We start from the raw sequence: 12,001 nt of genomic DNA on the forward strand, positions 1-12,001 counted from the left end.
GCTCGTCTACAGTGCTGTAGACCGTCTACATCCGTGTAGTCACCATAGTCGGACTCGTCGCCGTCGCTCCGGGAGTACCGCGAGCGACACGCATGACCTGGACGACACCGCACGGCACGACGCGCCACGGTACGGACGGCCACAGCAGGGACGCGCCCCGCACGGTACGGCGCGTCACAGTACGGACGCGTCGGCACAGGGACGCGACACAGCACGGCAGGGCACGACGACGCACCGATCGACGTCGGTGGCGCGCCCACCGTGAACGACCTCAAGGAGAGGAGCCACTGTCCATGGCCGTAGCCCCGTTCGGCCCGCCGCTGGCGGTGAACGTGCTGGACGCCGGTTCACTGCTCTCGGCGTTCGGCGCGCTCGGCGTCGCCGTGGTCCTCTTCGCCGAGACAGGCCTGCTCGTCGGATTCTTCCTGCCCGGCGACTCGCTGCTCTTCACGGCGGGCCTGCTCTGCGTACCGGGCAGCACCGGCGCCGCGGCGGACGGCGTCCACCTCTCGCTGCCGCAGGTGCTGGTCGCGGCGGCGGTCGGCGCGCTGGCCGGTGCCCAGACGGGGTACTGGATCGGGCGCCGCGGCGGCCGCGCGCTCCTCGCCCGCAGCCGCGCGAAGAAGCTGCAGGAGGGGGCCGTCCGTGCGGAGGAGATCCTCGCCAAGTACGGCCACGGCAAGGCGGTCGTCCTGGCCCGCTTCGTCCCCGTGGTGCGCACGGTGCTGAATCCGCTCGCCGGGGCCCTGGACGTCCCGGCCCGCGTCTTCACGCTCTGGCAGGTCGTCGGCGGCCTGGTCTGGACGACCGGACTGATCCTCGGCGGGTACGCGCTGGGCTCGTCGGTGCCCAACGTCGACCGCTATCTGCTGCCCCTCGTCGGCCTCATCGTCGTCGTGTCGCTGCTCCCGATCGCGCTGGAAATGCGCCGTTCCCGCGCGGCGGCCCGCGAGTTCAGGGGCTGACGGGGCAGGGCGTCCCGCGTCGGCGTACTGCCGCCGCCCGGCCGGTCGTCGGCACTGCCGCCACCCGCCCGGTCAGGCGCCGACGGGGCTCGGCGCGTCACGCAGCGCGCCGCCGCCGCGCGCGCCCAGGACGCCCAGGATCTCGGCGGAGATCGCCAGCGCGGTCTCCGCCGGGGTGCGCGCGCCGAGGTCGAGCCCGATCGGGCCGTGCACGGCGCGCAGCCGGTCCTCGGACACGCCCGACGCCACGAGCTCCGCCGTCCGGCGGGCCTGTGTGTGGCGCGAGCCCAGCGCACCGATGTACGGGACGCCGCGGTCCAGCGCCGTACGCAGCGTGGGCACGTCCACGTCGGGGCTGTGGCTGAGGACGACCAGACAGGCCGCGTCGGGGTGGGCGGCGAGCAGCCCCTCCGCCTCACGTGCGTCCTGCGTGGTCGTGGCGTTCCAGCCCAGCAGTCCGGCCTGGGCGGTGAGCAGATCGGCGAGTTCGCCGCCGCCCACGATGACCAGATGCGGCGCCGCGGGATACGCCTCGATCAGGACGAGCCCGGAGTCGTCCCGCCGCGCGTCCCGGCCCGCACGGTGCGCGGCGAGCATCCGCCGCGCCCGCGCCACGTCCCCGGACTCCGCGCCGGTGCCCCCGCCGCCCTCGTCGGTCGCCACGCCCCGTACGACCGTGCTGGTCGCCCGGTTCGCCACGTCGTCGAGACGGGTGATCAGCGCCCCGCCCGCGCCGTCCGCGAGCAGGTCCCACCACGCGACGGGAACCGTGTGCAGCGGCTGCAAAAGGATCTCGGCCCGACCGCCGCAGGTCAGCCGTGCCGCCTCGGCCTCGCCGGTCTGCACGGACACCGTGCAGACGCGGGCCGAGCCGTCCGCCGGGACCGCGGCGGTCTCCGCCGCGAGACGCGCGTCGAAGGCGCCGCGGTAGAGGCTGCCCGCCGACTCACCGCCGGCGTCGACGAGCAGGGCGTCGTCCGGACGGCGCGGCCCGAACCCCTGCTCCGTGATCGGCCGGGCCAGCACGGCCCGCCGTCGCTCGGCCGCCCAGCGCCGGGCGGTCTCCGCCAGTTCGCGCATCGTGGTCGCCCTCCTGATGAGTCCGCGTCCTGTCTCGCGCACGCGGCCCGGTCCTGGAAAATGCCTGCTCAGCGGGTGTCTTGCCAAGGGAATTCTAGTGACCGGCCGACGGCGTGGACCAGCCCGCGCCCGGTGCGGGTGCGCCGCCGCCGGGCTTCGAGCGGCCCCGCCGGCGTTAGGGTCGGGCGAATGCAGCAGTCGCCCGCCGCCCTGGTCCGTGAGTTCCACCGCGCCTTCGGGCTCGACGCCCGCGCCACTCCGACGGAGGTCCCGCCCGAGCTGGCCGCCCATCGCAACGACCTGCTCGCCGAGGAAGTGGCCGAGGTCGCCGAGGTAGCGGTCGCCGGCCCGCTCGACAGCCTGGCGCACGAACTCGCCGACGTCGTCTACATCGCGTACGGCACCGCCCTCGTCCACGGCATCGACCTCGACGCGGTCATCGCCGAGGTGCACCGCGCCAACATGACCAAGCTGGGCCCCGACGGCCGGCCCGTCCGCCGCGCCGACGGCAAGGTCCTCAAGGGCGACCACTATCGGGCCCCGGACATCGCCGATGTGCTGCGCCGTCAGGGGTGGTCGGCGCAGTCGCCGTCCTGACCCCCGCACACGCCGCGCCGGGCCCGGGCGCCCGGCGTGGCTTTCACCGTGGCTCGCGGTGCGTCCTGGCCGTGCATCCCGGCGCGGCTCCTCGCGATGCCATGCGGCGTGTCCCCCACCGTGCCTGTCCCTCCGCCCCGTTGTGGTGCCTCCCCTCCCCTCCCCTTTCCTCCCCTCCCGTCCCCGGCGCAGTGCCTCCGCTCTGCCCCGGCGCGGTGAGTCCGTACTCTCCCGCCGACGCGGTGGGACCCCTCCGCCGCCCGGCGCGCGTGCGCAAGGACCCGGAAGGCGCGCTGGATGAGCGTCGTGCGCGGCGCGGTGCGGTTGTGGCGGGTGTTCACGGGGGCGCGCGAATTCGCGCGCACCACCACTCGAATGTCGCGAAACGGCAACGAGGCTTCCCCGGCATCCCGAGTTGTTGAAGTCTTGAAAGCGCAATGAGGGGGAAGTGTGAACATCGAACTGCGCGTCTGTCGCGCGTCCAGGAGAGGGGACCTGGACCCGGCGTGAATCGCCGGTGAGCAACGGGACGGCCGCCGCCCGACGGGCTGAGCAAAAGCCGTCCTGCTTCACGTCAACGCAGTTTCCGACGCTGCGGATTCCTGCACGGCTGCATGCCTGCCCCGGGCACGGCTGCATGCCCGTGTGCCGGCGTATCCGCTCTCGGGACCGTCTTTCGCCGCGCCGCGTGCGAGGCGAGAAATCCAGAGGATTCATCATGCACGTCAGCGTTTTGGGACAGGGCTACGTAGGCCTTCCGCTGGCCCTGCGCGCGGCGGAGGCCGGCTACACGGTGGCCGCCTACGAACCCGACACCGTCCGCTGCGGTCGGCTCGCGGCCGGCACGTCCTACGTCGAGGACATCTCGTCCGCCCGTCTGGCGCGGGCGCTGGGCTCGGGCGCCTACCGGCCCACCAGCGACCCGGACGGTGTGAAGGGGTTCGACATCGCGGTGATCACGGTGCCCACGCCGCTCACCGACCGCGCGCCGGACCTGAGCTGTGTCCGTGACGCCGCCCAGGTCCTGGCGCCACGGCTGGAGCCCGGCGCCACGGTCGTCCTGGAGTCCACCACCCATCCCGGGACCACCCGCAATGTGCTGGTCCCGCTGCTCGAAGAGGGGTCCGGCCTCAGGGCCGGCCGGGATTTCCACGTCGGTTTCAGCCCCGAACGCATCGACCCCGGCAACGCCACCTGGACGCTGGAGAACACGCCGAAAATCGTGGCCGGTCTCACCGAGGCCTGCCTCCACCGTGTCAAAGCGTTCTACGACTCCGTCGTGGACATCACGGTTCCCGCGTCCGGGCTTGAAGAGGCCGAACTCGCAAAGGTATTCGAGAACACCTTCCGGCACGTCAACATCGCGCTGGTCAATGAACTCGCCAAGCTCGGACACCTGTTGAACATAGACGTCGGAAACGCCCTCGACTGCGCGGCGACCAAGCCGTTCGGATTCATGCGTTTCTCGCCGGGTCCCGGCGTGGGCGGTCACTGTCTGCCCATCGACCCCGTCTACCTGTCCCACCACGTGCGCCAGGAACTGGGCGAGACCTTCCGCTTCGTCGAACTCGCCCAGGAGGTCAACGAACGACAGCCCGCCTATGTGGTGGACCGGTTGCAGGACTCACTCAACAAGCGTTCGAAGTGTCTCAAGGACGCCCGCATCCTTGTGCTCGGAATGGCCTACAAGCCGGGCACCGCCGACACCCGCGAGTCGCCCGCTCGCCAAGTGGTCGACCTGCTGGCCGACAAGGAAGCCACCTGCACGGTCGTCGACCCCCATATCTCCGGTGCGACCGGTATGCGTCACCTGACGGATGTGACGCCCGCAGAACTGGCCGCTGCCGACGCCGTACTGGTGCTCACCGACCACCCCGAGTTCGACTTCGACAGTGTTCGCATGCACGCGGCCTACGTCCTGGACACGCGGCGAGCCGTCGCGGCGGCTCCGCACGTCGAGCACCTGTGACCTGCATCTTTCCACTTGGCCGCAGCCTCGCAGCGGTTCCAAGTCCCCTTCTCCGCTCCTCGGCAAAGGAACATCGTGTCTGAGAACTCGCAGCTCGCCCGTACCGGTTCAGCCGCCGGCGCCATCGTCGTCGGCGGGACCGTCATCACCGGCTGGTGGCTTCTGGGCGTCGCCGCCGCCGTTGTTTGTCTCGGTGCCTTGCTGATCCGCGTCGGATTCCGCCGCAACCGCTCCGCCGGACAGTCGTGACCGCGCCCCGTACGTTAGCCGCGCACCCGCACCACTCCGGTGCGGTGCTGGCCGGAGCCGTGGCTCTGACCGCCGCCGCGGCCTGGGCCGCGCAGCACGCCATCACCGCCACCCACTACGGTGACGCCGCCCGAGGCCGACTGGGGGCGGTGTGGGCCGTCACGTTCGTGCTGCTCATGGCGCAGACGGTGATGTACCACTTCGACCGGCCCTACAAGGCGACCGCCCGCATCCGCCGTCAGCTCTCCGAGCTGCATGTCGCAGTACTCGTGCCCGTCTACAACGAGGACGAAGGCTATCTGCGCATGGGCCTGCAGTCCCTGCTCGACCAGACCCGTCGGCCCAACAGCGTCCACATCGTCGACGACGGCTCCACCAACACCGACTACGCGGCCGTGAAACAGTGGTGGGCCGGCGCGGCGGACATCGCCGGTATACGCACGACCTGGAAACGCGTGCCCAACGGTGGCAAGCGACACGCTCAGGGGCACGGCGTCATCGCGAGCCCCGAGGCCGACATCTACGTCACCCTCGACAGCGACAGCTGCCTGGCCCCCAACGCCCTCGAAGAAGTCCTGATCCCCTTCGGCAAGTCGTCGGTGCAGTCCGTCGCCGGCATTGTCCTGGCCACCAACCACCGGGCCAACTTCCTGGCTCGCATCACCGACCTGTGGCTGCTGACCGGGCAGCTCATCGACCGCTCCGCCCTGTCCACGGTGGGTGCCGTCCTGGTCAACTCCGGCCCGCTCGCCGCCTACCGCGCCCCGGTCATCCGGGACAACCTCGACGCCTACCTCGGCGAGACGTTCCGCGGGCGGCCGGTCACGCTCTCCGACGACAGCCTGCTGACCCTGTACGCCTTGCTGCGAGGCAAGACCGTCCAGCAATCCACCGCCGTCGTCTTCTCCGCCATGCCGGAGAAGTTCGGCCACCTGTGCCGGATGTACCTGCGCTGGATGCGCGGATCAACCATTCGCTCGCTCTGGCGGATGCGGTACCTGCCCCTCGGCAGCGTTGCCTACTGGATCCACTTCCTGCGCTGGTTCCAGGTCATCCTGTCCACCACCGTGCTGGCGTGGCTGCTGCTCGTGGAACCGCTCAAGTACCACAACACGCCGGACGCGTCGTTCCTGCTGCTGCCCTTCCTCATCGGCTGGGCCCAAGGGCTTCGTTACCTGAGCATCATCCGCTCCGACGAGCGCATCCGCTCACGAGCGGTCACTTGGCTTCTGATGCCATGCGCCGTGGTCTTCGCCTGGACGGTGCTGCGCGTCATGCGCTGGTACGGAGCAGCCACGTGTTCCAACACAGGTTGGGGCACACGCCAGGCAGGCGCCGAGGTCTCACTCGCCGGCCCGGCGCGTCTCGCCGAGGTGAATCCCCAGGCTGAAGACGCCCTCGGAACCCGTGTTCCCTCGCGCGCCGCCGCGCCGGCGCCCTCGCACGGACGGCACAAGGCCCGGGCCCAGGCCCAGGCGCCGACACCGGCCAAGCTCCTGGACCCGTACACCGAGACGACACTGGAGACGACGATGGCGATCCGCACCGGCCACGTCAGGTAGCGGCCCGTGTCGGGGCCGGTGCGCGCGACTCCGGCCCGCCGGGCGAGCGCCCCGGCCGCCGGCCGGACGGGACGGTCCGTCAGCCCTCCCGTCCGGCCGGTGACCGTCCGCGTACTGGTCGAAGAGCCACCCGCTCCCTCGTCCGTCATGAGTGCCACCGCAGCGCCCGCGGGCCGCGCCGCGGTGGCATTCGTGGCGGACATCGGTGTGTTCAGGCCATCGGTCGACGCGTTGCCGTGGCGGTGCGTCGGTCATGAGGCGCCGTGACGGTGATCACACGACGGCCCGCCGCCGGGCGTGAACCTTCTGCCGTCCATCGGGGAACAGCAGGTGACACGATCTGTCGGACTGGTGAGGGGGAGACCTTGTGAGCGGACCACCGCCGCGCGGAGCGCGCGTGGAGGCGAGCGAGGAGAGCGACGTGGAGGTCGTGGTCCAGTCGCTCGAGCAGCCGGAACTGTTCGCCCGGCTCTACGACCGGTACGCCGCCGATATCCACCGGTACGTCGCCCGGCGCCTGGGCATCGGGGCGGCCGACGACATCACCGCCGAGACCTTCCTCGTCGCGTTCCGGATCCGCTCCCGCTACGACATGTCCCGCACCAGCGCCCGTCCGTGGCTGTACGGCATCGCCGGCAACCTCATCGGCAAGCAGCGCCGCGCGGAGGTACGGGCGCTGAGGGCGCTGGCCCGCACCGGACACGACCCCGTCGCCGCGTCCTGGAGCGAGACCTGGGTCGAGCGGACCGAGAGCCGGATCGCCGCACAGGGACCGCTCGCCGGTGCCCTCGCCGCCCTCCCGGCCCGCGACCGGCACGTCCTGCTGCTGGTCGCCTGGGCCGATCTCACCTACCAGGAGGTCGCCGAGGCCCTGGACATCCCGGTCGGCACGGTCCGCTCCCGGCTCAACCGGGCGCGGCAGAAGGTACGTACGGCGCTGGGCGCCGATCCCGCATTCATGAGCGACGCGGTGGAGGTGGCGTAGCGATGGACGAGATGACCCAGGTGAAGGAGCTGCGCGCCGACGCCCCCCTCCCCGACCGCGGGCGACTCGCGCCCGGCCGGGCGAGGCTGGTCGAGACGGCGAAGGGTGGCCGGCGTCCCCGCACGGTGTGGGCGCGGCAGAAGTTCGTGATCGCCGCCGGTGTGGCCGCGGTGACCGCGGTCGCCGTCGCGGCGTCGGTGCTCGCGGACCGGAGCGACTCGGACCGGACGGTACGGCCCGCGGTCTCCCCGGGCATGAACCTGAAGGGGCTGAGCGCGCCAGGGTTCCTCCGGCGGGCGGCCGCGGAAGTGGAGCAGCAGGGACCGGTCACGGTTCCGCGCGCCAAGCAGTGGATCTACGTCAAGGGCATCCAGGAGGACTCACGGCCCGAGGTACGGAGGCACATCCGCGCTTCCGAGGAGTGGATCCGTTACGACGGCGGTGCGATCGCCGACATCCCGCCCTTCCCCGGAGCGAAGCTCTCGGTCCGCACCATGCATCTGGAGAACGGCGGGGAGGGCGACGACCGTTCGCCGCGTGAGATGTACCGGTTCCTGTCCACCCTGCCGGCCGACGGCGAGAAGACGCTCGCGGCGATCCGCACCGCCCATGCCATCGGCGACGTCAAGGGCGAGACCAGGGGCGAGCGGGACTACCGGGAGATCAGCGTCCTGCTGGACGCCGATGTGATGCCGTCCACCGGACTCGCCGGTCTCTACCGCGCCCTCGCGACCCTGCCGGGCGGGAAGGTCAGCGACCACCTCGTGAAGAGTGCCACCGGACGCCGGGTCATCGCCCTGCGCTACGAGAGGTCCGGCGGTGGCAAGCAGGGCGGGGCGATGGCCGACGAGTGGCTGTTCGACCCGCAGACCTACCGGGTCGTCGGGCAGCGTTTCGTCCAGGGCGGCGAGGTACTCGGCGGCAGTTCGACCCTGACCACCGCCGTGGTCGACAAGGCCGGTCAGCGCAGCTGACCCGCTGGACACGGGCGGCCCGCGCCACGGGGGTGCGAGGGCCGCCCGTGTCCAGTCACAAGCCACCCCCCGAGCATTGACCCAGGGGCGGTGTAGGGCGCGGGCGTGTGCCGGGCCGCCGAGCCCGTCCTGGTCGATGTGCCGGACGTGGTTCGTTTCCCGGAACGGCTGCGCAATGCCTCGATCCGCCGTGCGGGACTCAGGGTCCGGGATCCTCGAACTGTTCCAGGAGGAAGTCGACCGGTGCGTGGCTCCGGGCGGCGGACCCGCCGTCGTGGAGAGGCTGTTCCGCCCAGATGACCTTGCCGCGGGTCGTGTAGCGCGTTCCCCATCGCTGGGCGAACTGCGCCACCAGGAACAGCCCTCGTCCGCCTTCGTCCGTGGTTGCCGCCCGCCGCAGGCGCGGCGAGGTGCCGCTGCCGTCCGACACTTCGCAGATCAGACAGCGTCCGTGCAGCAGCCGCACTTTGACCGGCGGTGAGCCGTACCGGATCGCGTTCGTGACCAACTCGCTGAGGATCAGTTCCGTGGCGAATCCGGTCTCCCCCAGCCCCCACTCCAGCAACGTCTCCCTGCAGCGCGCCCGCAGCAAGGGAACGCCCGCCGGGTCCGGTGGCACGTCCCACTCGGCCACGCGCGAGCGCGGGAACATCCGAGTACGCGCCGCCAGCAGGGCGATGTCGTCGGAGAAGTGTGCCGGTCTCAGCGCGTCGATCACGGCCTGACACGTCTTCTCCGGGGTGTTGCCCCCGGACCCGCCCAACGCCCGGCACAGCTTCTCCAGCCCGACGTCGATGTCGCGGGTGCGGTCCTCCACCAGGCCGTCGGTGTACAGCACCAGTTGTGAACCTTCCGGCAGGGACAACTCGGCGGTCTCGAAGGGGTGGCCTCCCAGGCCGAGCGGCATCGAGGCCGGCACGGCCGGACGGACGACCGACCCGTCCGGACACACCACCACCGGTTCCGGGTGTCCTGCACGGGCCATCGTGAAGGACCCCGCCACCGGGTCGTAGACCGCGTACAGACATGTCGCTCCGGTCACGCCCTCCCCCTCGTGGCCGTCCGCGGCATCCTCCGTGCTCTCCTCGTTGTCCATGCGGACGACCAGGTCGTCGAGATTCCCGAGCACCTCGTCCGCGGGCAGGTCCAGGGTGGAGAAGTTGTGCACCGCGGTGCGCAGTCGGCCCATCGTCGCCGCCGCGTGCAGCCCGTGACCGACGACGTCACCCATCACCAGTGCCACTCGAGCGCCCGGAAGCGGGATGACGTCGAACCAGTCACCGCCCACCCCCGCCTCCGCGGGCAGATACCGCCAGGCCACCTCCAGTGCGTCCTGCTCGGGCTGCCCCCGCGGCAGCAGACTGCGCTGCAGCGTCACTGCCATCGCGTGCTCCCGAGTGAACCTCCGTGCGTTGTCGATGGCCATCGCCGCGCGCGCGGCCAGCTCCTCCGCGAAGGAAAGATCCTCCGGCTCGAACGTCGCGGAATCCTCCGTCCGGTAGAAGTTGGCCACACCCAGCGGCACGCTCCGCGCCCGCAGAGGCACGGTCACCAGCGAACGCAGCCCGCACTCCAGGGCCTTCCGGGCGCGCTCAGGATCCTGCTCCCGCCAACCGCGCGCCTGCCACAGGTCCGCCTCCAGCACGGCCCGTCCCTCCTGCAACGTCCGCATCTGCGGGGTTCGGGGCGAGAACGTGATCACTTCGCCCAGCGGATACACCGGCATCATCCGCTGCTCGCCGCCGATCGCCGCCCGGCGCAGATGCCGCCAGCCCTCCGCCGTCGGCTCCCACCCCCGCAGCACCGCGTCCAGCAGATCCACCGTCACGAGGTCGGCGAACTGCGGGGCCGCCACATCGGCCAGCTCCTGGGCCGTACGCCCCACATCCAGCGTCGTCCCGATCCCCACTCCGGCCTCGTACAGCAGCTTCAGCCGCTCCCGGGCGACCTCGGCCCGCCCCGAGACCACCGCCAGCTCCGTGCTGTCCCGCAGGGTCACCACGCTGCCTCCCCGGTCGGTCTGCGGGTACGTGGGCCGTTTGTTCACCACCAGCAACCGGTCCTGCGCGAGATGCACCTCATCGGTGATCGCCTCCCGCGAGGTCAGCACGCGCATGATCTGCTCCGGCAGCCCCAGCTCCCGCACCGGGCGCCCCTGCGAGTCCGCCGGCAGTCCGAGCAGCCGCGTCGCCTCGTCGTTGGCGAGCAGCAGCCGCCCGTCGGCGCCGGTGATCAGCACCCCTTCCCGCACCGCGTGCAGGACCGCGTCGTAATGCTCGTACACCTGCGCCAGCTCCGCCGGGGCCAGGCCGTGCGTCTGGCGTCGCAACCGCCGGGACACCAGCGTCGTCCCGGTCACGGCCAGCGCCAGCGCTGCCGCGCCGCTGCCCAGGATGATCGGCAGTTGCGGCATCCACAGTCCCGCCACGTTCTTGACGGTGAGCCCGGCGGAGACCAGGCCGACGACCTTGCCGCGCGAGTCGGTGACCGGGACGACCGCCTGCACGTCCGTCCCTCTGCCCGCGGGCAGAAGTGGCCCGCCGGCCTGCTCGACGACGGTACGGCCCTTCAGCACCGGTTCGATGTTGCCGACGAACTTCTTCCCGATCTCGCTCGGGTAGGGGTACGTGTAACGGATTCCCGCCGTATTCATGACGACGACGAAATCCACGCCCGCGCGCATCCGTGCCGCCTCGGCCCGCGGCTGGAGCACCGCCGTGGGGTCCTGGCTCCGCAGCGCCTCCGCCACTCCAGGGGCATTCGCGAACGACTGGGCAGCGACGACCGATTCCCGTCGCCCCTGCTCCACCGCGTCATGCGCCGCCTGGAGCACCATGCCCACCACCGCGGCCACGACCAGCAGTGCCACGATCACGACCTGGAGAAGGAACACCTGCCCGGCCGCACTGCGCAGGTTCAGCAGGGACGCGCGACCTTTGTGCGAGCGTCCGACGGGCGGATGACGCACCGGACTCCGTGGAAGCCCGGAAAATGCCTCCATATACCTTTCATACACCGCTGTACGGGCCAGGACCGCCCACCCGGTACCGTCTGCGCGCTCAGGACGACCGGACATCCGTCCAGACCCGTGATCCGCGGGTGCCGTATGAGGGCGGTCACCCCGTCGACGGGCGTTGGCGGCGCTTCAGCTCCCTTGGAGGCGCCGAGGATTCAGTGCTGTTGACGTCACCCGTGGATGTCGGCCGGAGCGAGCGCTTCTTGCGGAAAGCGGCGCCGCTACACCTCGCGACCGGGGGCGGCGCCGACCTCCAGCACCGGGGCGACGTTGGTTGGCTGTGGGTTCAGCCCGAAGGCGCGCGCCTTATGCCCATGCGGGCGACTGAAACTCTAAATGGATCAAATTGACATATGTGGCAGTATGGCGTACGTGGCATTTGATTGAACTCTCAGCTGGGAGAGCTCAGACAGGCGAGAGGAGTCCATCATGATCGCCAAGCTGCTCGGCAAGCTGTTCTTCACCCGCCACTACGGTGCGTACGGGGAGCACGACTGGAGCGCGTACGCCGGCGACGACTCGGCCTGACCCCACTGCCGGGGGGGGGGGGGGGGGGGCCCCCCCCCCCCCCCCCCCCCCCCCCCCCCACCAGCCCCGCGGCCGC

Annotated in this window: 10 protein-coding genes; 8 read left to right on the forward strand and 2 right to left on the reverse strand. The window is 71.2% G+C overall.

The genetic code is table 11. The features are described from left to right. The first annotated feature begins 293 nt into the window (after window positions 1-293). Window positions 294-965 (forward strand): DedA family protein, encoded by a 672-nt coding sequence (locus tag ACWCP6_RS09310; RefSeq protein WP_450931756.1) that lies wholly within the window; start codon window positions 294-296, stop codon window positions 963-965. Between the two features lie 72 nt (window positions 966-1,037). Here the strand turns inward: ACWCP6_RS09310 and ACWCP6_RS09315 are convergent, their stop codons facing one another. Next, the gene (locus ACWCP6_RS09315) at window positions 1,038-2,087 is read right to left on the reverse strand and encodes an XdhC family protein (RefSeq protein ID WP_450931757.1); all 1,050 of its coding nucleotides are present in this window, start codon (window positions 2,085-2,087) and stop codon (window positions 1,038-1,040) included. Window positions 2,088-2,234: 147 nt separating this feature from the next. Between ACWCP6_RS09315 and ACWCP6_RS09320 the strand changes: the two genes are divergently transcribed. From ACWCP6_RS09320 to ACWCP6_RS09350, 7 genes are all read left to right on the forward strand, one after another. Next, the gene (locus tag ACWCP6_RS09320; RefSeq protein ID WP_450931758.1) at window positions 2,235-2,642 is read left to right on the forward strand and encodes a pyrophosphohydrolase domain-containing protein; all 408 of its coding nucleotides are present in this window, start codon (window positions 2,235-2,237) and stop codon (window positions 2,640-2,642) included. 297 nt (window positions 2,643-2,939) lie between these two features. Continuing rightward, window positions 2,940-3,083 (forward strand): hypothetical protein, encoded by a 144-nt coding sequence (locus ACWCP6_RS09325; RefSeq protein WP_450931759.1) that lies wholly within the window; start codon window positions 2,940-2,942, stop codon window positions 3,081-3,083. 277 nt (window positions 3,084-3,360) lie between these two features. Then, a complete protein-coding gene (locus tag ACWCP6_RS09330; protein WP_450931760.1) occupies window positions 3,361-4,611 on the forward strand; it encodes a nucleotide sugar dehydrogenase in 1,251 nt (416 codons plus the stop codon). A gap of 75 nt (window positions 4,612-4,686) precedes the next feature. Next, complete coding sequence (locus ACWCP6_RS09335) at window positions 4,687-4,860, forward strand: hypothetical protein (RefSeq protein WP_450931761.1); 174 nt, start codon at window positions 4,687-4,689, stop codon at window positions 4,858-4,860. Beyond that, a complete protein-coding gene (locus ACWCP6_RS09340) occupies window positions 4,857-6,422 on the forward strand; it encodes a glycosyltransferase (RefSeq protein WP_450931762.1) in 1,566 nt (521 codons plus the stop codon). The genes ACWCP6_RS09335 and ACWCP6_RS09340 overlap by 4 nt, the downstream gene beginning before the upstream one ends. A 367-nt stretch (window positions 6,423-6,789) precedes the next feature. After that, a complete protein-coding gene (locus ACWCP6_RS09345) occupies window positions 6,790-7,407 on the forward strand; it encodes an RNA polymerase sigma factor (RefSeq protein WP_450931763.1) in 618 nt (205 codons plus the stop codon). Window positions 7,408-7,409: 2 nt separating this feature from the next. Then, window positions 7,410-8,381: a CU044_5270 family protein gene (locus ACWCP6_RS09350; protein WP_450931764.1), complete on the forward strand. Its 972-nt coding sequence runs from the start codon at window positions 7,410-7,412 to the stop codon at window positions 8,379-8,381. A gap of 199 nt (window positions 8,382-8,580) precedes the next feature. On the opposite strand, the gene ACWCP6_RS09355 is transcribed toward ACWCP6_RS09350, so the two are convergent. After that, entirely contained in the window at window positions 8,581-11,382 is a 2,802-nt protein-coding gene (locus ACWCP6_RS09355) for a SpoIIE family protein phosphatase (protein ID WP_450931765.1), read from the reverse strand. Window positions 11,383-12,001: the final 619 nt, after the last annotated feature.

It is taken from the genome of Streptomyces sp. NPDC002004 (assembly GCF_053593975.1).

Coding starts and splice junctions, on each gene's coding strand:
- ACWCP6_RS09310 (WP_450931756.1), top strand. CDS start 294: ATGGCCGTAGCCCCGTTCGGCCCGCCGCTGGCGGTGAACGTGCTGGAC.
- ACWCP6_RS09320 (WP_450931758.1), top strand. CDS start 2,235: ATGCAGCAGTCGCCCGCCGCCCTGGTCCGTGAGTTCCACCGCGCCTTC.
- ACWCP6_RS09325 (WP_450931759.1), top strand. CDS start 2,940: ATGAGCGTCGTGCGCGGCGCGGTGCGGTTGTGGCGGGTGTTCACGGGG.
- ACWCP6_RS09330 (WP_450931760.1), top strand. CDS start 3,361: ATGCACGTCAGCGTTTTGGGACAGGGCTACGTAGGCCTTCCGCTGGCC.
- ACWCP6_RS09350 (WP_450931764.1), top strand. CDS start 7,410: ATGGACGAGATGACCCAGGTGAAGGAGCTGCGCGCCGACGCCCCCCTC.
- ACWCP6_RS09355 (WP_450931765.1), bottom strand. CDS start 11,382: ATGGAGGCATTTTCCGGGCTTCCACGGAGTCCGGTGCGTCATCCGCCC.